21 protein-coding genes are annotated in these 21,946 nt (G+C 60.8%); 10 read left to right on the forward strand and 11 right to left on the reverse strand.

Going from position 1 to position 21,946, the window contains the following annotated elements; all coding sequences use genetic code 11:
- Nucleotides 1–1,796: 1,796 nt before the first annotated feature.
- Nucleotides 1,797–3,299, reverse strand: coding sequence for a nucleobase:cation symporter-2 family protein (locus JFT85_RS07975; protein WP_169875796.1), 1,503 nt, complete (start codon nucleotides 3,297–3,299; stop codon nucleotides 1,797–1,799).
- Nucleotides 3,300–3,457: 158 nt separating this feature from the next.
- On the opposite strand from JFT85_RS07975, the gene JFT85_RS07980 reads away from it, so the two are divergent.
- Entirely contained in the window at nucleotides 3,458–4,291 is an 834-nt protein-coding gene (locus tag JFT85_RS07980) for a nucleoside-binding protein (RefSeq protein ID WP_053255083.1), read from the forward strand.
- A gap of 129 nt (nucleotides 4,292–4,420) precedes the next feature.
- Here the strand turns inward: JFT85_RS07980 and punC are convergent, their stop codons facing one another.
- A complete protein-coding gene (gene punC, locus JFT85_RS07985) occupies nucleotides 4,421–5,605 on the reverse strand; it encodes a purine nucleoside transporter PunC (protein ID WP_053255082.1) in 1,185 nt (394 codons plus the stop codon).
- A gap of 122 nt (nucleotides 5,606–5,727) precedes the next feature.
- Between punC and punR the strand changes: the two genes are divergently transcribed.
- Nucleotides 5,728–6,642: a DNA-binding transcriptional activator PunR gene (gene punR / locus JFT85_RS07990; protein WP_187601648.1), complete on the forward strand. Its 915-nt coding sequence runs from the start codon at nucleotides 5,728–5,730 to the stop codon at nucleotides 6,640–6,642.
- 118 nt (nucleotides 6,643–6,760) lie between these two features.
- On the opposite strand, the gene JFT85_RS07995 is transcribed toward punR, so the two are convergent.
- Nucleotides 6,761–7,930, reverse strand: coding sequence for an aspartate aminotransferase family protein (locus tag JFT85_RS07995; RefSeq protein WP_201229622.1), 1,170 nt, complete (start codon nucleotides 7,928–7,930; stop codon nucleotides 6,761–6,763).
- A 103-nt stretch (nucleotides 7,931–8,033) separates the two neighbouring features.
- Here JFT85_RS07995 and JFT85_RS08000 point away from each other — a divergent pair, with 103 nt between their 5' ends.
- The gene (locus JFT85_RS08000; protein WP_053255079.1) at nucleotides 8,034–8,939 is read left to right on the forward strand and encodes a LysR family transcriptional regulator; all 906 of its coding nucleotides are present in this window, start codon (nucleotides 8,034–8,036) and stop codon (nucleotides 8,937–8,939) included.
- Here the strand turns inward: JFT85_RS08000 and JFT85_RS08005 are convergent.
- Together JFT85_RS08005 and fabV are read right to left on the reverse strand one after the other, a co-directional pair.
- On the reverse strand, nucleotides 8,936–9,559 hold the full coding sequence (locus JFT85_RS08005) for an HAD family hydrolase (RefSeq protein ID WP_053255078.1): 624 nt from the start codon (nucleotides 9,557–9,559) through the stop codon (nucleotides 8,936–8,938). The two genes, JFT85_RS08000 and JFT85_RS08005, sit on opposite strands and share 4 nt — an antisense overlap.
- Nucleotides 9,560–9,797: 238 nt before the next feature.
- On the reverse strand, nucleotides 9,798–10,991 hold the full coding sequence (gene fabV / locus JFT85_RS08010) for an enoyl-ACP reductase FabV (protein WP_053255077.1): 1,194 nt from the start codon (nucleotides 10,989–10,991) through the stop codon (nucleotides 9,798–9,800).
- A gap of 275 nt (nucleotides 10,992–11,266) precedes the next feature.
- Here fabV and JFT85_RS08015 point away from each other — a divergent pair, with 275 nt between their 5' ends.
- Both JFT85_RS08015 and ppnN read left to right on the forward strand, forming a co-directional pair.
- Nucleotides 11,267–12,091, forward strand: a complete 825-nt coding sequence (locus JFT85_RS08015) for an aspartyl/asparaginyl beta-hydroxylase domain-containing protein (protein ID WP_053255076.1) — start codon at nucleotides 11,267–11,269, stop codon at nucleotides 12,089–12,091.
- Between the two features lie 149 nt (nucleotides 12,092–12,240).
- Nucleotides 12,241–13,614, forward strand: a complete 1,374-nt coding sequence (ppnN, locus tag JFT85_RS08020; protein WP_053255075.1) for a nucleotide 5'-monophosphate nucleosidase PpnN — start codon at nucleotides 12,241–12,243, stop codon at nucleotides 13,612–13,614.
- A 4-nt stretch (nucleotides 13,615–13,618) separates the two neighbouring features.
- On the opposite strand, the gene JFT85_RS08025 is transcribed toward ppnN, so the two are convergent.
- Nucleotides 13,619–14,011 (reverse strand): RidA family protein, encoded by a 393-nt coding sequence (locus tag JFT85_RS08025; protein ID WP_053255074.1) that lies wholly within the window; start codon nucleotides 14,009–14,011, stop codon nucleotides 13,619–13,621.
- 155 nt (nucleotides 14,012–14,166) lie between these two features.
- On the opposite strand from JFT85_RS08025, the gene JFT85_RS08030 reads away from it, so the two are divergent.
- The 3 genes from JFT85_RS08030 to JFT85_RS08040 all read left to right on the forward strand — a co-directional run bounded on the left by JFT85_RS08030 (nucleotide 14,167) and on the right by JFT85_RS08040 (nucleotide 15,262).
- Nucleotides 14,167–14,424, forward strand: a complete 258-nt coding sequence (locus JFT85_RS08030; RefSeq protein ID WP_017137462.1) for an AbrB/MazE/SpoVT family DNA-binding domain-containing protein — start codon at nucleotides 14,167–14,169, stop codon at nucleotides 14,422–14,424.
- Complete coding sequence (locus JFT85_RS08035; RefSeq protein ID WP_053255073.1) at nucleotides 14,421–14,816, forward strand: PIN domain-containing protein; 396 nt, start codon at nucleotides 14,421–14,423, stop codon at nucleotides 14,814–14,816. The genes JFT85_RS08030 and JFT85_RS08035 overlap by 4 nt, the downstream gene beginning before the upstream one ends.
- A 101-nt stretch (nucleotides 14,817–14,917) precedes the next feature.
- Complete coding sequence (locus JFT85_RS08040) at nucleotides 14,918–15,262, forward strand: hypothetical protein (RefSeq protein ID WP_053255355.1); 345 nt, start codon at nucleotides 14,918–14,920, stop codon at nucleotides 15,260–15,262.
- A gap of 7 nt (nucleotides 15,263–15,269) precedes the next feature.
- Here JFT85_RS08040 and JFT85_RS08045 read toward each other — a convergent pair whose 3' ends face one another.
- Nucleotides 15,270–15,599: a YXWGXW repeat-containing protein gene (locus tag JFT85_RS08045; protein WP_201229624.1), complete on the reverse strand. Its 330-nt coding sequence runs from the start codon at nucleotides 15,597–15,599 to the stop codon at nucleotides 15,270–15,272.
- A 240-nt stretch (nucleotides 15,600–15,839) separates the two neighbouring features.
- The gene (locus JFT85_RS08050) at nucleotides 15,840–16,736 is read right to left on the reverse strand and encodes a LysR family transcriptional regulator (protein WP_169875794.1); all 897 of its coding nucleotides are present in this window, start codon (nucleotides 16,734–16,736) and stop codon (nucleotides 15,840–15,842) included.
- A 99-nt stretch (nucleotides 16,737–16,835) separates the two neighbouring features.
- On the opposite strand from JFT85_RS08050, the gene JFT85_RS08055 reads away from it, so the two are divergent.
- Entirely contained in the window at nucleotides 16,836–17,501 is a 666-nt protein-coding gene (locus JFT85_RS08055) for an NADPH-dependent F420 reductase (protein WP_053255070.1), read from the forward strand.
- Between the two features lie 67 nt (nucleotides 17,502–17,568).
- On the opposite strand, the gene mqo is transcribed toward JFT85_RS08055, so the two are convergent.
- Nucleotides 17,569–19,224, reverse strand: coding sequence for a malate dehydrogenase (quinone) (gene mqo, locus JFT85_RS08060; RefSeq protein ID WP_053255069.1), 1,656 nt, complete (start codon nucleotides 19,222–19,224; stop codon nucleotides 17,569–17,571).
- Nucleotides 19,225–19,716: 492 nt separating this feature from the next.
- On the opposite strand from mqo, the gene JFT85_RS08065 reads away from it, so the two are divergent.
- The gene (locus tag JFT85_RS08065) at nucleotides 19,717–20,904 is read left to right on the forward strand and encodes an MFS transporter (protein WP_201229626.1); all 1,188 of its coding nucleotides are present in this window, start codon (nucleotides 19,717–19,719) and stop codon (nucleotides 20,902–20,904) included.
- Between the two features lie 100 nt (nucleotides 20,905–21,004).
- On the opposite strand, the gene JFT85_RS28445 is transcribed toward JFT85_RS08065, so the two are convergent.
- Together JFT85_RS28445 and JFT85_RS08070 are read right to left on the reverse strand one after the other, a co-directional pair.
- Nucleotides 21,005–21,226 carry a hypothetical protein gene (locus JFT85_RS28445; protein ID WP_242486524.1) on the reverse strand — a complete coding sequence of 74 codons (222 nt, stop codon included), beginning with the start codon at nucleotides 21,224–21,226 and terminating at the stop codon, nucleotides 21,005–21,007.
- A gap of 146 nt (nucleotides 21,227–21,372) precedes the next feature.
- Nucleotides 21,373–21,741, reverse strand: coding sequence for a DUF6124 family protein (locus JFT85_RS08070; RefSeq protein ID WP_201229628.1), 369 nt, complete (start codon nucleotides 21,739–21,741; stop codon nucleotides 21,373–21,375).
- Between the last annotated feature and the right edge of the window lie 205 nt (nucleotides 21,742–21,946).

A 21,946-nucleotide genomic window follows, 5' to 3' on the forward strand; every position in this document is an offset into this window, starting at 1 on the left:
CTGGGTCAATCTGGGAGCTGGCATGGGGTCTGCGACTGGGTTTGCCTGATGTATCGAGGTGTCTGCATCGCAGGCAAGCCAGCTCCCATAGGAAAGCAGAGCACTGCGGTGCAGGCAACTGAACTCGGTCAACATTGTGGGAGCGGGCTTGCTCGCGAAGGCGGTGGGTCAGTTACAAATAAGCCGACTGGCACACCGCTTTCGCGAGCAAGCCCGCTCCCACATTTGGAACTGGGTACATCAGGCAGAGGGTGGGCTGCTCTTCGGACTGTGTTGGGTCAATCTGGGAGCTGGCATGGGGTCTGCGACTGGGCTTGCCTGATGTACCGAGGTGTCTGCATCGCAGGCAAGCCAGCTCCCACAGAAAAGCAGAGCACTGCGGTGCTAGCAACTGAACTCGGTCAACATTGTGGGAGCGGGCTTGCTCGCGAAGGCGGCGCATCAGTGACAGATGAGCTAACTGACCCACCGCATTCGCGAGCAAGCCCGCTCCCACATTTGGAACTGGGTACATCTGGCAGAGGGTGGGCTGCTCTTCAGACTGTATTGGGTCAATCTGGGAGCTGGTATGGGGTCTGCGGCTGGGCATGCCTGATGTATCGAAGTGTCTGCATCGCAGGCAAGCCAGCTCCCACAGAAAAGCAGAGCACTGCGGTGCTGGCAACTGAACTCGGTCAACATTGTGGGAGCGGGCTTGCTCGCGAAGGCGGCGCATCAGTGACAGATGAGCTGACTGACCCACCGCATTCGCGAGCAAGCCCGCTCCCACATTTGGAACTGGGTACATCAGGCAGAAGGTGGGCAGTTCTTCAGACTGTATTGGGTCAATCTGGGAGATGGCATGGGGTCTGCTGCTGGGTTTGCCTGATGTACCGAGGTGTCTGCATCGCAGGCAAGCCAGCTCCCACAGAAAAGTAGAGCACTGCGGTGCTAGCAACTGAACTCGGTCAACATTGTGGGAGCGGGCTTGCTCGCGAAGGCGGCGCATCAGTGACAGATGAGCTAACTGACCCACCGCATTCGCGAGCAAGCCCGCTCCCACATTTGGAACTGGGTACATCAGGCAGAGAGTGGGCTGCTCTTCAGACTGTATTGGGTCAATCTGGGAGCTGGTATCGGGTCTGCGGCTGGGCATGCCTGATGTATCGAAGTGTCTGCATCGCAGGCAAGCCAGCTCCCACAGAAAAGCAGAGCACTGCGGTGCTGGCAGCTGAACTCGGTCAACATTGTGGGAGCGGGCTTGCTCGCGAATGCGGTGGGTCAGTTACAAATAAGCCGACTGGCACACCGCTTTCGCGAGCAAGCCCGCTCCCACATTTGGAACCCATTTCATCCGGTAAACGTGGTGTTGCTGTGCTGTTGCCCTGCTTTTGCTTCAACCACTCAGGCCGGCTGTCAGGCCGCCTTGCTCTGCTTTTGATCTGCTGTTGATCTTGATCTGACAGGCCCCGTTAACCACGCTGGCCGAACGCAGGCTTGAATCCGTGGGTAACCCGGCAGGACGCCGGGTTAGCCGCACTGGGCCAAGGATGGCCCATTGCGGCGGCCCACGGATTCAAGCCGGAGTGCGGGCATACCGAGCCTGGGCGAGGTACCGAGTGGTGGGGCAAAGCGTTTTTTGGTTACTTTTTTAGGCGTTTGTAAAAAAGTGACCCGCTGTAAGAGCGGAACCCATAGCCGCCGTTACCGCACCAACGGATATGTACCCAACCCACCGAAACGCCCCACAGACTCAGAGCCCCCCAAAGCGCTGCGTAAAGACCTATGCCCATGGCAAGCAAACCACCTCCAACCGTTCAGACTTCAGTGGTCTCAGGCTTTACGGACTTCCTGGGCACCTCAGCCAGCACCGGAATCTCCTTCCCTTCAGCATCAAACATCTTACCGCCGCTGAAGTAATCCCCATCGCGCAATGCCGCCACATCGTGGAAGTACACACTGCGCTCAGTCCCCGCCACAAACACCGACTGCTGGTCCGAGTTGCCAGCGGTAAAGTGGTTAAACGCCAGATTCAACAGGATCGCCATGATCGCCGACGAACTGATCCCCGAATGGAAAATCGTCGCGAACCAGGTTGGGAAGTGATCGTAAAAGGTCGGTGCGGCGATGGGGATCATGCCGAAACCGATGCTCGTCGCGACGATGATCAGGTTCATGTTGTTGCGGTAATCCACCTTGGACAGCGTGCGAATACCACTGGCCGCCACCGTTCCAAACAGCACAATCCCGGCACCGCCCAGCACCGATGTCGGCACTGCCGCAATCACCCGGCCCATGAAGGGCAGCAGGCCGAGCACGACCAGGAACACCCCGCCCGTTGCCACCACAAACCGACTCTTCACCCCGGTCACCGCCACCAGGCCGACGTTCTGGGCAAACGCACTCTGGGTGAATGAGCCGAAGATCGGCGCGAACATGCTCGATAGCATATCGGCGCGCAAGCCGTTACCGAGGCGCTTGGAATCGACCTTGGTATCGATGATCTCCCCCACCGCCAGAATGTCCGCCGAGGTTTCCACCAAGGTCACCATCACCACGATGCACATGGAAATGATCGCCGCCACATGAAAGGTCGGCACGCCGAAATGAAAGGGTGTAGGAAAACCGAACATCGGCCCCTGGGTCACCCCGGAGAAATCCGCCATGCCGAGGAACACCGCAATCACGGTGCCAATCACCATCGCCAGCAGGATCGACAAACGCGAGATCGTCGCGCTGCCGATCTTGCTCAGCAGCAACACCAGCACCAGCGTCAGTGCGGCCAGGCCGATGTTCGCCATGCTGCCGAAATCCGCCGCACGGCTATTGCCGCCCATGGCCCAGCGCGCCGCCACGGGCATCAATGTGAGGCCGATGGTGGTGATCACGATGCCGGTCACCAGCGGCGGGAAGAACTTGGTGATCCGTGAGAACACCGGCGTAATCAGTAAGCCGATAAACGACGCGGCCATCACCGCCCCGAGAATCGCCGGCACCCCGCCGGCGCCATCGCTGCCGACAATCGCCACCATGGTTGCCACACCGGCAAACGACACGCCCTGCACCAGCGGCAACTGGCAGCCAAAAAACGGCAAGCCAAGGGTTTGCAGCAGCGTGGCCAGGCCACCGGCGAACAGCGATGCGGCGATCAACAGGCCGATATCCGCCGGCGACAAACCGGCCGCCTGGCCGACGATCAACGGTACAGCGACGATGCCGCCGTACATGGTGAGCACATGCTGCAGGCCGTAAGCCATGTTGGCCGCGACGCCGAGATTCTCATCTTCTGGCCGTTGCGGTGACGCCTTCGGGATAGTCATGGTGAGGGGTTCTCTGTTTTTGTTGTGCGAGCACTGTATGCAATGTTTGGACTGTGTGTCCATAGAGTTGTATACAATCAATCGAACAAGATACCCTCCATCGGCGTTACAAAAACAATTCGGCCGTCATGAGCCAGAACGCCAAAGGACCTGAAACAATGAAAAAGGCATTACAGGGCGCAACCGTTGCATTGACCCTTCTCGGCGGCGGGGAGGCTGTCGCGGTGGAATGGATGAACAACAGCGTAGGGTTTCGCTACGGCCAACACTTCACCAATCCGAATAACCCCGACGATTTCAGCAAGCGCATCTACAGCTTTACCCACGCCAGCGGCTACCGCTACGGCAGCAACTACCTGAACCTTGATGTGTTCCTGTCCGACAGCCATGACCCGCGCAAGGGCACCGACCGGGGTGGCAGCGAGGTCTACGCGGTGTATCGACACCAGTTGTATGCCTCACGGGTCCTGGATGTGCCGCTGGGCACCGGGCTGATCAAGGACTACGCCCTGACGCTGGGCTTTGACGCCAACCGCAACAACAACGCTGCTTCAGCGAAAAAGCGCGCACTCGTCATCGGCCCGACCTTGAAGTTCAACACTGTCGGCGTGCTGGACCTGAGCCTGATGTACTACAAAGAAAGGAACCACACCGGCATCCCCGGCGCACGCGAGTCGAATCACACCTTCGACGACACCTACATGCTCAACCTGACGTGGCTGCGCCCCTTTGAAATCGCCAACCACGCGGCGAAATTCCAGGGATTTATCAATTACGTCGGGGACAAGGGCGAGGACTACCATGGCCGCGACACCGCGCCGGAAACCCTGATGCGCACCGCGCTGATGGTGGCGGTGCGGCCCGGTAAAAGCGTGAAGCCGAACCTGTATCTCGGGGTGGGTTATGAATACTGGCACAACAAGTTTGGCGTGGATGGCGGGCTGGGCACGCGGACATCGACGCCGACGGTGAATATGGAAGTGACGTTCTAGCACGGGAGAAACCGAATCAAACTGTGGGAGCTGGCTTGCCTGCGATGCGGTCAACTCGATACATCAGGAGCACCGAGTCGATACAATCGCAGCGGTTCGACGGTCCGACAAGCCAGCTCCCACATCAGCTCAGGCGTTTGCCAGTTCCGAGTTGTCTGCCTTCGGTCGCGCCAGCCAGTAACCCAACACGGCCAATGGCGCGGTGGCGAGCATCACGATCACGGTGATCAGCAACGGCTGGTCGATCATCGACGACACCAGCAAGCTGCTTAGAAAGCACAGCCCCAGTTGCAGGGTGTTCTGCAGCGCAGCGGCCTTGCCGGAATTTTCCGCAAAGGGCATCAGCGCATTCGCCACCACGATGGGGTAGCTCGCACCGTTGACCAAGGCCATCAGGCAGAAGGGAATCAGCAAGGTGGTCAGGGTCGGCACGGTCAGGGTCGCGACCAGGTACAACGCCACCATGCTGATGCAATAAGCCACCAGCAACCACGGCAGCAAGACTTTGCCCTGGCAGTGCTGCAACGCGCTGCGGCAACTGTAGCCGCCCACCAGAAAGGCCAAGGTCGGCAATACGTAGCTCAGGCCAATGTCGTTCGGGCTGTAGCCCATATCGCCGAGGATGAAGGGCGACGCGGTCAGCCAGGCGAAGAAACTTGCCGAGCACGCGGCGAAGATCATCACGTTGCCGGTAAACACGCGGGAGGTCAGCAACTGCCCGTAACCGAGGCGCGAAGGTTCGCCCTCTTCTGCCCGACGTTTCGGCATCTTGCGCAGGAACAACGTCGGCAGCAGCAACAGCAGCGACACGCCCAGCAACACCCCGAAGATCGCCTGCCAACCCAAGTGATTCAACACCATCGCGCCCAGCAGCGGCGCCAGGGCCGGCGACAGCGACATCAGCGGCATGATGCTGGCGAACACGCGATGGGCCTTGTCGGCCGGGTAGCGGTCAATCACCAGCGCTTGCCAACTGACCGCGGCAGAACACACGCCAATCGCCTGCATAAAGCGCAGCGCCAACAGTTGCGGCGCCGTTTCGACCCAGAACATGCCCAGGCAACCCAACACAAACAGGCTCAAGCCCGTCACCAGGATCGGCTTGCGCCCCAGGCGGTCGGACAACGGCCCCCACAGCAACTGCCCCACCGCGAAGCCGGCGAGAAAAATGCTCAAGCTGGCGCCCACCGCGCCCGCACCAATCTGCAACTGCTCGCCCATTGCGCCGAACGCCGGCAAGTACATGTCCATGGCGAGATAACCGAGCATGCTCAGCCCCGCCAGATACCAAGTGAAGCCAAAAGAATTTTTCATTGAAGCCTTGTTAATCCTGCCATCAAACTATTTGCTGACTGGCGCTCATTATGAAGCTGACAGTTTCTGTGTGAAGCGATAATAATTGGACACTCTTATCAAATATTTTGAAGGCAGCGCTAATGTGGTCTGAATACTCGCTGGACGTCGTGGATGCCGTGGCCCGCCACGGCAGCTTCAGCGCCGCCGCGCAGGAACTGCATCGCGTGCCGTCGGCCATCAGCTACACGGTGCGCCAGCTTGAGGAATGGCTGGCGGTACCGTTGTTTGTGCGGCGCCATCGCGACGTAGAACTGACCCCGGCCGGGCGCTTATTTATAGATGAAGCCCGCGGCGTGATGAAAAAAATGCTCGGCACACGGCGCTTGTGTCAGCAGGTGGCGAATGGCTGGAGCGGCCAGTTGAAGGTGGCCGTGGACTCCATCGTCAAACCCCAACGCTGTCGGCAGTTGGTGCTGGATTTCTATCGGCAGTTTCCCGAGGTGGAATTGCTGCTGGAATACGAGGTGTACAACGGCGTGTGGGACGCGCTGGCCGATGAACGCACCGACATCGTGATCGGCGCCACCAGCGCGGTGCCGGTGGCCAGCCGCTTCACGTTTCGCGACATGGGGTTGTTGAACTGGCTGTGCGTGGTCAGCGCGAAGCACCCGCTGGCGACGGCCGCGAGCTTGCTCAGTGATGACCAACTGCGCCCGTTCGCCTCGCTTTGCATGACCGACACTTCGCGCAACCTGCCCAAACGCGACACCTGGACCCTGGATAACCAGCGCCGACTGGTGGTGCCCAATTGGGCCTCGGCCATTGATTGCCTGCGCGATGGCCTGTGTGTCGGCATGGCCCCGGCGCATCAGGTATTGCCGTGGATCGAGCGCGGTGAGCTGGTGGCATTGCAATTAAGCCGGCCGTTCCCGGCCAGCCCATCGTGTGTGGCCTGGGCACAGAACAAGCTGTCCCCGGCGATGGCGTGGCTGCTGGAGTACCTGGGCGATACCGAGACGATGAACCAGGAATGGCTGAATGGCCCGGATGGCTGAAAGTCACGTAGCTCAACTGTGGGAGCTGGCTTGCCGGCGATAGCGGTGTACAAGCCCCTACATTTGGCACAGACAGATCGCTATCGCAGGCAAGCCAGCTCCCACAGTTGATCAGGCTTCAGTCCAACAAGCGGGTGATGGCCCGCACGATCATCTCGACTTCGTTGGCATCCAGCGTCAGCGGCGGTAGCAGGCGAATGATTTTGCCGCGCGTCACATTGATCAACAGCCCGTGTTCCTGCGCTGCGCGCTGGGCCAGGTCGCGATAGGGGCGGGCCAGTTCGATGCCAATCATCAACCCCTGCCCACGAATCGCCACTACCTGCGCATGCTCGCTCAACGCCACCTGTAACCGCGCCAGCAGCCGTTCGCCCTGTTGCGCAGCGTTCTGCAGCAGGCCCTGCTCTTCAATAATGTCCAGCACCGTGCAGCCCACGCGGCAGGCCAACGGGTTGCCGCCGAACGTGCTGCCGTGGCTACCCGGCGTGAACAACTCAGCCACCGTGGCGCGTGCCAGGCAGGCGCCGATGGGCACGCCGTTGCCGAGGCCTTTGGCCAGGGTCATCACGTCCGGAACAATGCCTTCATGCTGGAACGCAAACCAGCTGCCGGTACGGCCGATGCCGGTCTGTATCTCATCCAGCATCATCAGCCAGCCGTGGCGCGAGCAATGCTCGCGCAGGGCTTTGAGGTAGCCGGGCGGCGCGGGTATCACGCCACTTTCGCCCTGGATGGGTTCCAGCAGCACCGCCGCAATGCGTGGGCCGAACGCGTGAGTGAGGGCTTCCAGGGCCGCCAGATCGCCAAAACCGACCTTGAGAAAATCCCCCGGCAAACGCTGAAAGCCCAAGCGCACCGAAGGCCCGTCGCTGGCCGCCATGGTGCCGAGGGTACGCCCGTGAAACGCGTTTTCCATCACCACCACCAGCGGCTCTTCGATGCCTTTTTTCCAGCCATGCAAGCGTGCCAGCTTCAGCGCCGTTTCGTTGGCTTCGGCGCCGGAGTTGTTGAAGAAGGCGCGGTCCAGGCCGGACAACTGGGTCAGGCGCTGGGCCAGGCGTTGCTGCCAGTCGATGCTGTAGAGGTTGGACGTATGCAGCAGCAGGCCCGCCTGTTCACTGATTGCCGTGACCAGCCTTGGGTGGGAATGCCCGACATTGGTCACCGCCACACCGGCCACCGCGTCGAGGTATTCGCGGCCCTGCTGGTCCCACAGGCGCGTGCCCAGGCCACGGGTGAAGCTCAGGGCCAAGGGTTGATACGTGGTCATCAGGCAGGCGGCGGTCATGGTGGCAGGCTCCAGTGCATCGTTGGGATAGGTGCAGTATCGTTAGCCACCTGAGCTGGATAAACTGCACATTCCTGCAATGACTTTAAACCGGGGCTTGATAATGGATCTGTTCCAGGCGATGTCGGTGTACGTGAAAGTGGTGGAGACCGGCAGCATGACCGCCGCCGCGCAGGAATGCGGGATGTCGACCACCATGGTCGGCAATCATTTGCGTGCGCTGGAACAACGGCTGGGGGTCAGCCTGCTCAAGCGCACCACCCGCAAACAAAGCCTCACGGAATTCGGCGGGCAGTATTACCAGCGCTGCCTGGAAGTGCTGGGGCTGGTGGCCGACTCCGAACTGCTGGCGGAGCAGGCCCACAGCGACACCCCCAAAGGCAGCCTGCGAATCACTGCACCACCGGTATTCGGCACCGAACGCCTGACGCCCGCCCTGAGTGAGTTTTCCCAGCGCTACCCGCTGATCAACCTGTACGTGGTGCTGAGCAACGAACGCATGGACCTGGTCGACAGCGGATTTGACGTGGCGATCCGACTCGGCGAGCTGGAGGCCTCCAGCCTGATCGCGCGGCCCATGCAGGCCTACACCCTGACCCTTTGCGCATCACCTGAGTACCTGGCGCGACGCGGCACGCCGCAGACACCCAGCGACCTGCAGCACCATGACTGCCTGGCGTTCGCCTACCCGGCCAACGACAACTGGCGCGACACCGACAAACTGTGGCGCATGACCGGTGAGGAAGGCGAGGTAGAGGTTCCGGTCTCCGGCTCATTGACCATCAACAGCTCACAAGGCTTGCGCCAGGCGGCGGTAAACGGCATGGGCATCATCATGCTGGCCGATGCCCTGGTGCAACCGGACCTGGAGAGCGGCAAGCTGGTGGCCTTGTTAACCACCTACCAACTGCCCAGCCGGCCGATGCACCTGCTTTACCGACAGGACCGCTACCGCCTGCCCAAACTGCGCGCCTTCGTGGATTTCGCCATGGAAAAATGGGCGCGCTAGAATCTCACGCCCAACTCACGCAAACCTGCCGCCGTACGCTCGGCCGACACATGGTGAATGCCCTGCCAGCCAAGGGCGACAGCGGCGTCGATATTGCCGGCAACATCGTCGATAAACACCAGTTCACGCGGCTCGATATCCGGCAGATGCGCGCGCACCTGGGCCAGGCTCGCCTCATAGATCGCCGCATCCGGCTTGATCTGCTTTAGCTCGCCCGACACCACGATGTCGCGAAAACGCTGCAGGAACGGATAGTTGGCCCGCGCATAGGGGAAGGTTTCAGCGGACCAGTTGGTGAGCCCGAACAGCGGCATATCGGCCGCATGCAAGGCTTCGAGGATCGCCACGCCGTCGGGCAATGAGCCGCGCAGCATCTCGTGCCAGCGCTCGTAATAGGCCTGGATCAAGGCTTGGTGTTGCGGGTATTGCTCAACCAGGTGGCGCGTGCCTTCGGCCAGGCTACGACCGGCGTCCTGCTCGGTGTTCCAGGCCTGGGTGCAAATGGTTTCGAGAAAGTGGTGCCGCTCGTGATCGTCGGTAATCAGCTTGCGGTAGAGGTGCTGCGGGTTCCAGTCGAACAGGACACCGCCGAAATCAAAAACTACTGCACGAATCGTCATCAGATCCTCCGTTGGCGTGGCGTGATAGCCCAAGGAGTCTGGCAGATTGTGAGCGAGGGTGGGAGCGCGAAGGAAAGCAGGAAGGTTGCGATTCACCGAAGGCAAAGGTGGGCGCGGCTGGTGTGGGAGCTGGCTTGCCTGCGATGCAGTCACCTCGGTGTATCCGTTACACCGCGGCGATGCTATCGCGGGCAAGCCCGGCTCCCACACAGGCCCGCGCCCACATTGTTGACGGTGTTTAGGCTTGGACTAAGCCATTGATCTTCACCGTCGGGTTCACATCGGCTTCGTAATCCACACCGTCGACTTCAAAGCCGAACAAGCGCAGGAATTCAGCCTTGTAGCCGGCGAAATCGCTGATCTCGTTGACGTTGTCGTCGGTCACCTGGTTCCACAGCGCCGCTACGGCGTCCTGGACTTTAGGTTCCAGCTCGGCCAGGTCGGCGCGCAGGCGGCCGTCGGCGTCCAGCTTCGGCGCTGTGCCGTACAGGCTGTCCTTGAACAAGCCGTAGACCTGCTCGATGCAGCCTTCGTGGGTGCCCTGCTCTTTCATCACTTTGAACAGCAACGACAGGTACAGCGGCATGATCGGGATCGCCGAGCTCGCCTGGGTAACCACGGCCTTGAGCACCGACACACGGGCATCGCCCTTGAGCGCCGCGAGGTTGTCGCGCAGGGTCAGGACTTTTTTATCCAGATCCTTTTTGGCTTCGCCGATGGAGCCGTTCCAGTAGATGTCCTGGGTCAGCTTCTCGCCCAGGTAGGTGAACGCGGTGGTCTTGGCGCCTTCGGCCAACACGTCCGCATCACGCAGGGCGTCGATCCACAGCTGCCAGTCTTCGCCACCCATGACTTTCACGGTGCCGTCGATTTCTTCCTGGGTCGCAGGCTCGAGGGTGGTGTCGACCACCACGCCTTTATCGGTGTTGATACCGCGCAGGGTCACGGCCTTGCCGATCGGCTTGAGGGTGGAGGTGTGCACCACGCCCTGCGGGTCGGTACGGCGTGGCGCGGCCAGGCTGTAAACCACCAGGTCGATCTTGCCCAGGTCTTTCTTGATGGTTTCGATGGTCAGGCGCTTGATCTCGTCGGAGAACGCGTCGCCGTTGATGCTCTTGGCGTACAGGCCTTTTTCGACGGCAAACTTCTCGAACGCCGCGCTGTTGTACCAGCCGGCGGAGCTCAGCTTGCCTTCTTCGCCTTCTTTCTCAAAAAACACACCCAGGGTGTCGGCGCCGCAGCCAAACGCAGCACTGATGCGCGCGGCCAGGCCGTAACCGGTGGAAGCGCCGAGGACCAGCACCTTCTTTGGGCCGCCTGCAATGGCGCCATGCTGGGTTACGTAGTCGATCTGTTCCTTGACGTTCGCTTCACAGCCCACAGGGTGAGCGGTCACACAGATAAAGCCACGAACCCGCGGTTTGATGATCATAAAATTTCTGCCTCTTCCAAGGTGCCGAAGGCCAATGGTGGCCATTCAACTTCAATCGTACCGGTCTATGACGTCTGAAAAACCGAAGCGTCACGATAGTCGCAAATCTTCTGTTTACAAAATCCAATCAACAAAACCCGATGCACGCCGCACCGTGGGGTTAAAAACTGTGTCGGGCCTTCACAAATTCGCAATATTTAAAACGCCCAGCGCCGTGATAACCCACTATCATGGCGGGATTGTTTCGCTTTGTTTCCGGTCCGGAGCCTCGCTTCATGAGTAAAAGTGCTGTTCAAAAAAAACTGGTCTCAGTCGCCTGGGTTCTCGGCGTTCTGCTGTTCATCTACTGCTTCCCACGCACCAGCCTGGTATTTCTGCTGCTGGTCCTGTTCTGCGGCATTTATGACTTCCTGCGCAACGGCCTGTATGACCGTGACACCATCAAGAAGTACTTCGTCGGCAATGGCCGCAATACCTGGATATTGGCGCCGTTCAACACCCTGTTCGACCTGCTGAGCCTGCGCAACCGCCACGTCTACACCATGCGCGACTTGCCGCCGGCCTGGCGTGAAGACCTGCAACAGGTGATCGACGACGCCATGGCCAACAAGGATGAAATCATCAGCTACCTGGACGAGCGCATGGCCGAGAAAAAACGCGGCATGTTGTTCTTCCAATGGTACGGCCGCCCCATCGAAACCACCCTGGACATCCCGCAACTGCGCAAGAAACTGCCATTTGTGAAGACCATCGGCGTGTCGGTGTTCAACGAAAACCGCTCGACGTCCTTTCACTTCGGCCCACTGCGCATGATGTTCCGCGTGCTCTACAACATGGCGCCGGCGCCTCACCATGAGGGTGTTTACATCCAGGTGGGCAAGCACAAGCACTACTGGCACGACGACCCGCTGTTCATCTTCGATGACACGCTGATGCATGCGTCCTTCAACAAGAACGACGCAAAACGGTACTGCCTGTTCATTGACATCGTTCGTCCGACCTTGCTGCCGTCAGTGCTCAATGCCGTGATCTCGGGTTTTGCCGGGCTGGTCTTTACCCTGCGTCGAGTTTTCTACAAAAACTGGAAGCTGATTCAGTAAGTTCTGCGGCATGATGGTGCTGGACGGAGTTTGCGCATGGCCCCAGGCCTGCCAAACTAACCGTCGCGTGCGACCGAGTTCGGCGCTCACCATTCTCCAGCCACCGCCGCCCACGGCGGGTGCGGTGGCTGTGTTTTCAAGGAATCAGAATGCCCCAACGTCAAGTCATCAATGCCTCCGTCAGCCCCAAGGGCAGCCTCGAAACCCTCTCCCAACGTGAAGTCCAGCAACTGAGTGAAGCCGGAACCGGCAGCATCTACACGCTGTTCCGCCAATGCGCCCTGGCCATCCTCAACACCGGCGCGCATATCGACAACGCCAAGACCATCCTCGACGCTTATCAAGACTTTGAAGTGCGCATCCACCAGCAGGACCGCGGCGTGCGCCTGGAACTGTTGAATGCACCGGCCGACGCGTTCGTCGATGGCGAAATGATCGCCAGCACCCGCGAAATGCTCTTCAGCGCCCTGCGCGACATCGTCTACACCGAGAACGAGCTGGGCAGCCAGCGCATCGACCTGAGCGACTCCCAAGGCATCACCGACTACGTCTTCCACCTGCTGCGCAACGCCCGCACGTTGCGCCCGGGCGTCGAGCCGAAAATCGTGGTGTGCTGGGGCGGGCACTCGATCAATACCGAAGAATACAAATACACCAAGAAAGTCGGCCACGAACTGGGCCTGCGCAGCCTCGACGTATGCACCGGCTGCGGCCCCGGCGTGATGAAAGGCCCGATGAAAGGCGCGACCATTTCCCACGCCAAACAACGCATTACCGGCGGGCGTTACCTGGGCCTGACCGAGCCGGGCATCATCGCGGCCGAAGCCCCGAACCCCATCGTTAACGAACTGGTGATCCTGCCGGACATCGAAAAACGCCTGGAAGCCTTCGTGCGCGTCGGCCACGGCATCATCATCTTCCCGGGCGGCGCCGGCACGGCCGAAGAGTTCCTGTACCTGCTGGGCATCCTGATGCACCCGGACAACCGCGATGTGCCGTTCCCGGTCATCCTCACCGGGCCCAAACACGCCGCGCCGTACCTGCAACAACTGCACGCGTTCGTCGGCGCCACCCTCGGCGAAGCGGCGCAGGCGCACTACCAGATCATCATCGACGACCCGGCCGAAGTGGCCCGCCAGATGACCGTCGGGCTCAAGGCCGTGAAACAGTTCCGTCGCGAACGCAACGACGCGTTCCACTTCAACTGGCTGCTCAAGATCGACGAAGGCTTCCAGCGCCCGTTCGACCCGACTCACGAAAACATGGCCGGCCTGCAGCTGAGCCTTACGCTGCCGCCCCACGAACTGGCGGCCAACCTGCGCCGCGCGTTCTCCGGGATTGTGGCCGGTAACGTCAAGGACAAGGGCATTCGCCTGATCGAACAGCACGGGCCGTATGAGATCCACGGCGACCCGGCCATCATGAAACCGCTGGACGAACTGCTGCAGGCATTTGTCGCCCAACACCGCATGAAATTGCCGGGCGGCGCGGCGTATGTGCCGTGCTATCGCGTGGTTCAGTAAGCGTCTAGCGCTGCACCGCCACACATTTGATTTCCACCAGCAGCCCGGGGTGCGCCAGTTCGGACACCCCGATTGTGGTCCAGGCGCACTGCCCGCGTGGAAACAGGCGGTTTTTCACTTCACGAAAAACCGCCATGTGCTGGCGCATGTTCACGTGATACGTGGTCATGTCCACCACGTCATCGAAGCTGCAACCGCCCTCCTCCAATACGTCCCTCAGGTTTTCCCAGGCCGCGATGAATTGCGCCTCGGGATCGTCGATCACGGCCAGTTGCGGCGTACGGCCAACCTGGCCTGCGCAGTAAAGAGTATTGCCAACTTTTACCGCAGGCACGTAGCCGGCGCGCTCGACTATGGGTTGCATGGCGGCAGGAATGATCAGGTGGCGGTCGGTCATAGCTTGTATCTCTTGAGGCCGGAGGAAAGCGTGTGAGAGCGCACAGTTCGAACTAGGGTTTTACCTGTTCCCACTCACTCACACCAGCCGAGCAACCTATGGACCAACGGATCTTGTCCTTCATCAATCCTTACCTTAACGTAAGGAATATCACGATGGAGATTTTCACTATGGCCACCGCCACACTCACCTCGAAAGGGCAAATCACTATCCCCGTGCAAGTGCGCACCGCGCTTGGCCTGGAAACAGGCGACCGGGTTGAATTTGTCGAAACGGAAGACGGCAAGTTTTCCATCATCGCCGCGAGCAAAACCGTGCAGGACCTCAAGGGGCTGATCCGCAAGCCCGCACAGGCTGTGTCGATCGAAGACATGAACCGCGCCATCGCCGCGCAAGGAGCCAACGCCGGATGATCGGGCTCGATACCAATGTGCTGGTGCGCTATGTCACCCAGGATGACCCCGTGCAATCGCCCAAGGCCTCGGCGTTGATCGAGTCGCTCACCAGCGTGTCGCCGGGCTTTGTCAGCCTGGTGTCGGTGGTGGAATTGGTCTGGGTGCTGCAAAGCTGCTATCAATCGGCCAAAAGCGACGTGGTGACCGTGCTGGAAACGCTGCTGCGCACCCGTGAACTGACCGTCGAGCACGCCGAGATCATCTGGCAGGCACTGCGACGATTCACAGGCGGCAAAGCCGACTTCGCCGACTACCTGATCGAACGCTGCGCCCATGCAGCCGGCTGTGAATACACCGCCACCTTTGACCTCAACGCAGCCAAGGCCACGGGGATGAAACGCCTGGCCTGAGCCGCAGCGTTGCGACGAACGCCGGGCTTTGGTAAAAAACGCCACCGCCCTTGATCAAGAGAACTCCCCACGTGCGTACGTTGATTCTTGTTGCCATGGCCATGGCGCCCACCCTCGCCCTGGCCGACACCATTACCTGGCCTGAGCTGCCGACAACCTGCTTCGTCAGCGGCCGCTCCGCGACCAGCGTGGATATCGATAGCGGCTGTGCGGCGTTTACGCTGAATGTGCGAGGCAAGCCGGCGGGCTCACCGATCAAGGTGGATGTCCCGCAGTACGCCCTGCATGTGGATGAAGCCACCGGTAAGGAAACACCGGTGATCATCATTCAGGCCGAAGAAAACGGCGAAACCCAGATAGTCGGCTATCAGGAACTGGGCAGCGACCAACTCGGTGCCGCGTTGCTGCGAGAGGTCAAGCTGTTAGGCACCCAAAAGCCGATCTGATTGAGGTTCAGCGAACCCAGCCACCGCCCTGCCAGTGGTAACCGTCATTGCGCTGCACCCAGTGCGGATGCACATAGCGATAACCTTCGCGCACCGGCTCCCAATGGCCGTGCACCGCGACATAGCGGCCGCCTTGCCAACGCCAGTAACCGCGTGACCACACATAGCCATAGCGTGCAGCCGGCTCGACTTCGATCACCTGGACCGGCGGCGGTTGTGGCGCAACCACTTCAACGTACTCACGCTGTACCGGCCCGCGCTCATGTACCACGCGCTCTTGCACACACCGGGACGCCGCGACGACGACCGCCGCCAATGCCGCATAACGTAGCAACATACAAAATCCTCGGGCGCTAACGCCCAGCACTTACATCAGAAAAAATGCCCCCTTGTTGCAGCTTCGCTCCTGCTTTGCTCTGGGTTCTTTTTAACAAATGATGTCTGTCGGATTGCTGAACCCATGGGCCTCAAGGCGTGCACACGACAGTCGGTTGTTCCAGGCGTACGAGCATCCGCCGGGCGCTCACCACATGGATCACGGGATGAGCGGGTTAAACCCGGTGTCCACCGCTAGCCCTCACGCCGGGCCGAAGCGTGCCAGCACCGCCTCGACAAATCGCCGCAACTTGGCCGTGCGCTGCCGGTTGGCGGTGTAAACCAGATGCATGGGGCGGCTGGGCGCTTCAAAGGCCGGCAGCACGCGTACCAGTTCGCCTTTGGCCAATGCGGTGCGCAGGAAGTCTTCGGCGCCGAGAACGATGCCGAATCCATCCAGTGCCGCCGACATCAACGCCCTGCTTTCATTGATGTGCAGACGGCTGGCCACCTGCACCGTGTAGGGCGTCGCGTTTTGGTGAAAGACCCACTCGCGGTCCGCCGGGCGTGACCAGAAGGCGTAGCCCAGGCATTCATGTTGCTCAAGGTCCGCCGGCCGCTGCGGTGTACCCCGCGCCGCGAGGTACGCCGGCGCCGCGCAGACCACCAGCCGATAAGGCGCCAGCGGCCGGGCCGTCAAGCCCGTGGTGCCCAGCGGGCCGATCCGGAAGGCCGCCTCATAGCCTTCCTCCACCAGGTCAACGAAACGATCCGTCAGGTGCAGGTCGATTTCCACGTCCGGGTTGTCGCGCAAAAAGGCGGTAATCAGCGGCATCAGGCTGTAGGAGCCGAAGGTGACCGGGGCGGTAATTTTCAGCTTGCCGCGCGGCGTGTCATTCATGATCTGGGCGAGTGAATCGGCAGCCTGCGCCTCCGTCAGGATATGTTTGCAACGCTCGTAGTACGCGTGCCCCAGCTCGGTCAGGCTTTGCCGTCGCGTGGTGCGGTTGAGCAAACGGGCGCCGAGGCGCTGCTCCAGCGCGGCAACATGTTTGGCCACCATCTGCGCCGACAGGCCCAAGCGCTCGGCGGCACGCGCGTAAGAGCCCAACTCGGCGGCCACCACAAAGGCATTCATGCTTGAAAGGCGGTCCATCATTCCCAACTCCCAGTAACAACACCCAAGCCAAAACGCGTATTTATCGCCAGTTAGTCGCGAATCATCATAGCCGCTCTACGATTGATCAGGAGCAAGGCCATGAAGATCGGTGTGATTGGAGCAGGTTTTATCGGACGTGCCGTGGCACAGCTCGCGCTGGCTGCCGGGCATGACGTGATGTTGAGCAACTCCCGCGGCCCGCACACCATGAGCAGCGTGCTCAGCGGCATACTCGGCGTCCAGGTGGGCAGCGCTGAAGATGCCGCAAAGTTTGGCGACGTGGTGTTGGTGGCGATTCCCCTGGAACACTACCGCAGCGTGCCCGCACAGTGGCTGGAAGGCAAAACGGTGCTGGACGCGAACAATTACTACCCGAACCGCGATGGGCATATCCCGGTGCTGGACCGCTTTGAAACCACCACCAGCCGGCTGCTTGCCGAGCACTTACCGCACTCACACGTCGTGAAGGTGTTCAATGCGATCTTTGCCCCAGACCTGACGCAAGACGCCCGCCCCCACGGCGCCCCCGACCGCCGTGCACTGCCGGTGGCTGCCGATGACGCCACGGCCAAGGCGCAGGTAATCCGCTTGCTCGACGAACTCGGTTTCGACGCGGTGGACGCCGGCGGGCTGGATGAAAGCTGGCGCTTTGAACGGGCGAAACCCGCCTATTGCGTGCCGCTGGACCAAGCGGGTTTAAAGGCGGCGCTGGCAGCGGCCGAACGCACGGTTGAACTGCCTGCGGTCGAGCGCGTTCGCGCCTGAACACCGGCCCACAAAAAAGCCCGCTGACCGTTACCGGTTCAGCGGGCTTTTTAACATCGGGCTTGGCTTACAGCGCCAGGTCAGACGCCGGCTTGCTCGGCTCAGCCGCAGGCTTGGCAGCCTCGGTGGCCTGAGTTGCCTTGGGTGCGTTCAACTGCGGAATCGCAGGCGGTGGGGTCAGTTGCAGGACGCCGGCCGTGTAGGCCCATTCCTTGGCAACAGCCTCAGGGCTGTCGTTCAGCTTGGTGCCGTAGCTCGGTACGATCTGGTGCAGTTTGGCCTGCCACTCAGGGGTCGCGACCTTGTCCTTGAACACTTTTTGCAGCACGGTCAGCATGATCGGAGCCGCGGTGGACGCGCCTGGCGATGCACCCAACAGGCCGGCGATGGTGTTGTCGGCGGAGCTGACCACTTCGGTGCCGAGTTTCAGGACGCCGCCCTGCTCTTCGTCACGCTTGATGATCTGCACGCGCTGACCGGCTTGCCACAGGCGCCAGTCGGACTGCTTGGCGTTCGGGAAGTACTCTTGCAACGCCTTGAAGCGGTCGTCATCGGACAGCATCAGTTGGCCGGCGAGGTACTCAACCAGTGGGTATTCACGAATACCGACTTTGGTCATTGGCCAGATGTTGTGGGTGGTGGTGCTGGTCAGCAGGTCCAGGTACGAGCCTTCCTTCAGGAACTTGGTCGAGAAGGTCGCGAATGGGCCAAACAGAATCACGCGCTTGCCATCAAGCACGCGGGTGTCCAGGTGCGGCACCGACATCGGTGGCGCGCCAACCGAAGCCTTACCGTAGGCCTTGGCCATGTGCTGCTCGGCGATGGCCGGGTTATCGGTCACCAGGAACGAACCGCCCACCGGGAAGCCTGCGTATTCCTTGGCTTCAGGAATGCCCGACTTTTGCAGCAGGTGCAATGCACCGCCGCCGGCGCCGATGAACACGAACTTGGCGTCGGTTTCAGTCTTGGTGCCGTCTTTCAGATTTTTGTAGCTCACACGCCACGAACCGTCGGCGTTCTTGGTGATGTCCTGCACTTCGCTCGACAGTTTCAGGTCGAACTTCGGCGTGGTTTGCAGGTGAGCGACGAACTGGCGGGTGATCTCGCCGAAGTTCACGTCGGTGCCGATCGGGGTCCAGGTGGCCGCGATTTTCTGGTTCGGGTCACGCCCTTCCATCATCAGCGGAACCCACTTGGCGATCTGCGCCGGGTCTTCGGAGTACTGCATACCGGCGAACAGCGGGCTCGCTTGCAGGGCTTCGTAGCGTTTTTTCAGGAACTTGATGTTGTCATCGCCCCACACAAAGCTCATGTGCGGTGTGGAGTTGATGAACGAACGCGGGTTCTTCAGCACGCCCTGCTGGACCTGCCAGGACCAGAACTGACGGGAAATCTGGAACGCTTCGTTGATCTCGACCGCTTTCGGGATCTCAACGGTGCCGTCCTTGTTTTCCGGGGTGTAGTTCAGCTCAGCCAGGGCTGAGTGACCGGTACCGGCGTTGTTCCAGCCGTTGGAGCTTTCTTCAGCCACGCCATCGAGGCGCTCGACCATCTCCATCGACCAGTCCGGCTGCAGCTCATTGAGCCACACACCCAGGGTCGCACTCATGATGCCGCCGCCGATCAGCAGCACATCGACTTTCTTTGCCTCTTCCGCGTGAACGGACGTGATCCCCATCGACAAAGCCAGCCCCAGCAGGGCAGTGTTTACTTTTTTAAACATCAGTAGCACCTATGATAAAACGCCATCCGCCCCACTGCCCCTGAGCATGGGCAACCCTCTATCGCGCTGCGTCAGGCAACGCACCGCGGGGTTTGCACATACATGTAAGGGCCGCAGGGTGGGCACACAAGGCCGACGTATCGACCTCACTTTTATGTCCCTTCTGCGCTGACTTCTTATCATTATTGGCTTCAGCTACCTGGGCGACAGCCAACCGCCGGGACGTATACGGGTGTACGCACCGGGGAAAGACTAGACCAAGACGGCGCGCAGAATATCACGCTAAACAGCGTTTATGCGTCGTTTGGCCAATTGACAGCGCTAAAACCGGACTTTTCCCCGCCCCTGTCAAGCCGAGCGAGCGCGACGTGGCGTCACAGGGTCGCAATTGGCGCGGAACTCTCGCGGTCATGGCTGTTCTAGACACCTTCGCCGCTGCTTGCGTAGCATCGGCGGCGGTCCTTCGTGCACTTCACCCACACAGAGTTACCCATGACTATCCAGCAAACACCCGGGCACGTACTGCCCGCGCGCAGCGCCGCCAAAATGGAAGCGGCCATGGCCGTGGGCGCCTTCGCGATCGGCACCGGCGAATTCGCCATCATGGGCCTGATGCCCGACATCGCCCAGAATTTGAACTTGAGTGAACCGCAAGTCGGCCACGCCATCAGCGCCTACGCCCTCGGCGTGATGGTCGGCGCGCCACTGCTGGCCATTCTCGGCGCCAAACTGCTGCGCAAACACATGCTCTTACTGCTGATGGGACTCTACGCCCTGGGCAACCTCGCCACCGCCTTCACCCCGACCTTCGGCTCGCTGGTGGCCTTCCGCTTCATCAGCGGCCTGCCCCACGGCGCCTACTTCGGCATCGCCGCCGTCGTCGCCTCCAGCATGGTGCCCAACGACAAACGCGCCGGCGCCGTGGCCCGCGTGATGATGGGCCTCACCCTGGCCATGCTGCTCGGCAACCCCATCGCGACCTTCCTGGGCCAACACCTCGGCTGGCGCTCGGCGTTCGCGCTGGTCAGCGCCATCGCCCTGTGCACCATCGCCCTCGTCTGGCAATTCGTCCCCGACCGCCGCGACGAACCGCGCAGCGACCCACGCAAAGAACTGCGCGCCTTCACCAAACCCCAAGTGTGGATGGCCCTGTCCATCGGCGCGATTGGCTTTGCCGGCATGTTCTGCGTGTTCAGCTACCTCGCCCCGACCATGCTCGAAGTGACCAAAGTCTCGCCCCAATGGATCCCCTTCGGCCTCGCCGCCTTTGGCGTGGGCGGCATCATCGGCAACATTGCCGGCGGCAAGCTGTTTGACCGCATGCAGTTCCGCGCGGTGGGCTTGATCTTGGTGTGGTCGATCGCCGTGCTGCTGTTCTTCCCCTTCGCGGCATCGTCGCTGTGGGGCGTGCTGCTGAGCATGGGCCTGGTCGGCACCATGGTGGCGTTGGCCGCACCGCTGCAAATCCGCCTGATGGACATCGCCCACGAAGCCCCAAGTTTGGCGGCAGCCTCCAACCACGCGGCATTCAACCTGGCGAACGCACTGGGGCCGTGGTTTGGCGGAATGGCGATTACCGCCGGGTACGGCTGGACCAGCACCGGCTACATCGGCGCCGCCACCGCACTGGCCGGCCTGGGCCTCTACCTCATCGCCCGCCGCATGAAAGGCGGCCACTGACACCACCTTTTTAAAGCCCACCCAAGATCCAATGTGGGAGCGGGCTTGCTCGCGAAAGCGGTGGGTCAGTCACCAAGTCAATGACTGCCCCACCACCCCATCAATCATCATGCAACAACCCCGACCCATACTCCCCATAACTACTGCCCAACCCACTCCCGCCAAAATTCATCTTGGCGGCCTTGCTCGGGCTATGGTCCCCGAACGCCTGGCATCCCCCCGAAAAACACGGGTCACTGCTCCCGCCCAACGACCCCGTCGAACAAGCACCCAACAGCAACGTGCCAGCAATCAACGCGGCTTTAACCAGGTTCGAGATCATGTTTTCAGTTCCCTGTGGGCTGGAGGCGCGAGGGTCCTCTCTTGAAGAGGATCGTAGACCTCAAAGGCACTGGGGATTATGAAATCTTGCGCGGTGACAGCAGGGGTTCAGGTTGCCGCCTTGGGGTAAGGCGGCGGGGTTGGGGGTCAGGCGGTGGCTGGGCTGGCGGCAGGCGCGACTTGCTCTTGGGCGCGGGTGACAAGTAAAGCGCTTAGGTCGATGAGTTGCTGGATGCCGAGGATGATGGCGCGGTGCGGGTCTTCGAGGTCGAAGGCCAGGGTGGCGGTTATTTGGTTGGCGGAATCGAGGTGTTCGGCGGCGTTGGCTAGGAGGGTTTCGGTGTCGATGTTGGGGCTGACGGAGAATAGGTTGGTGGTTGGGTGGTCGGCGGGAGCGGCGTTGTCATCAGATGGCGGCAGGTAATGATGAATAGCGCGCTGAGCCGCAGCATGAAGCTTGGCATCAATCGGTTCAGCGTTTGAAGCATGAGGCGGATTAGGCGTGACCTTGTACATGGCGAAGCTCCTTTAGAATTCCAGGAACTACCAAACTCACTTCCACATGAGGGTGGCAGCTGTACGCAGGTGTGGAAGACCAGGGCTAAAGGACCCGGCGCACCGAAGTGCCCCGCGCACAGCCGCCATAAGCAATCATACAGACGTAAAAAAACGCCGGTAGGTGTTTATGGGCGATTGAGCGCCTTCAGCTTGGTCGGACTTC

This window comes from Pseudomonas sp. TH04, assembly GCF_016651355.1.
Classification (GTDB): Bacteria; Pseudomonadota; Gammaproteobacteria; order Pseudomonadales; family Pseudomonadaceae; genus Aquipseudomonas; species Aquipseudomonas fluorescens.

Excerpts from the sequence above, each read along its gene's own strand:
- JFT85_RS08050 (WP_169875794.1), bottom strand. The coding sequence starts at position 16,736 with ATGATGGACCGCCTTTCAAGCATGAATGCCTTTGTGGTGGCCGCCGAG.
- punC (WP_053255082.1), bottom strand. The coding sequence starts at position 5,605 with ATGAAAAATTCTTTTGGCTTCACTTGGTATCTGGCGGGGCTGAGCATG.
- JFT85_RS08015 (WP_053255076.1), top strand. The coding sequence starts at position 11,267 with ATGAGTAAAAGTGCTGTTCAAAAAAAACTGGTCTCAGTCGCCTGGGTT.
- JFT85_RS08005 (WP_053255078.1), bottom strand. The coding sequence starts at position 9,559 with ATGACGATTCGTGCAGTAGTTTTTGATTTCGGCGGTGTCCTGTTCGAC.
- mqo (WP_053255069.1), bottom strand. The coding sequence starts at position 19,224 with ATGTTTAAAAAAGTAAACACTGCCCTGCTGGGGCTGGCTTTGTCGATG.
- JFT85_RS08025 (WP_053255074.1), bottom strand. The coding sequence starts at position 14,011 with ATGACCGACCGCCACCTGATCATTCCTGCCGCCATGCAACCCATAGTC.
- JFT85_RS07995 (WP_201229622.1), bottom strand. The coding sequence starts at position 7,930 with ATGACCGCCGCCTGCCTGATGACCACGTATCAACCCTTGGCCCTGAGC.
- JFT85_RS28445 (WP_242486524.1), bottom strand. The coding sequence starts at position 21,226 with ATGATCTCGAACCTGGTTAAAGCCGCGTTGATTGCTGGCACGTTGCTG.
- JFT85_RS07975 (WP_169875796.1), bottom strand. The coding sequence starts at position 3,299 with ATGACTATCCCGAAGGCGTCACCGCAACGGCCAGAAGATGAGAATCTC.
- JFT85_RS08035 (WP_053255073.1), top strand. The coding sequence starts at position 14,421 with ATGATCGGGCTCGATACCAATGTGCTGGTGCGCTATGTCACCCAGGAT.
- JFT85_RS08070 (WP_201229628.1), bottom strand. The coding sequence starts at position 21,741 with ATGTACAAGGTCACGCCTAATCCGCCTCATGCTTCAAACGCTGAACCG.
- punR (WP_187601648.1), top strand. The coding sequence starts at position 5,728 with ATGTGGTCTGAATACTCGCTGGACGTCGTGGATGCCGTGGCCCGCCAC.
- ppnN (WP_053255075.1), top strand. The coding sequence starts at position 12,241 with ATGCCCCAACGTCAAGTCATCAATGCCTCCGTCAGCCCCAAGGGCAGC.
- JFT85_RS08055 (WP_053255070.1), top strand. The coding sequence starts at position 16,836 with ATGAAGATCGGTGTGATTGGAGCAGGTTTTATCGGACGTGCCGTGGCA.
- JFT85_RS08045 (WP_201229624.1), bottom strand. The coding sequence starts at position 15,599 with ATGTTGCTACGTTATGCGGCATTGGCGGCGGTCGTCGTCGCGGCGTCC.
- JFT85_RS08040 (WP_053255355.1), top strand. The coding sequence starts at position 14,918 with ATGGCGCCCACCCTCGCCCTGGCCGACACCATTACCTGGCCTGAGCTG.
- JFT85_RS08065 (WP_201229626.1), top strand. The coding sequence starts at position 19,717 with ATGACTATCCAGCAAACACCCGGGCACGTACTGCCCGCGCGCAGCGCC.
- fabV (WP_053255077.1), bottom strand. The coding sequence starts at position 10,991 with ATGATCATCAAACCGCGGGTTCGTGGCTTTATCTGTGTGACCGCTCAC.
- JFT85_RS08000 (WP_053255079.1), top strand. The coding sequence starts at position 8,034 with ATGGATCTGTTCCAGGCGATGTCGGTGTACGTGAAAGTGGTGGAGACC.
- JFT85_RS08030 (WP_017137462.1), top strand. The coding sequence starts at position 14,167 with ATGGAGATTTTCACTATGGCCACCGCCACACTCACCTCGAAAGGGCAA.
- JFT85_RS07980 (WP_053255083.1), top strand. The coding sequence starts at position 3,458 with ATGAAAAAGGCATTACAGGGCGCAACCGTTGCATTGACCCTTCTCGGC.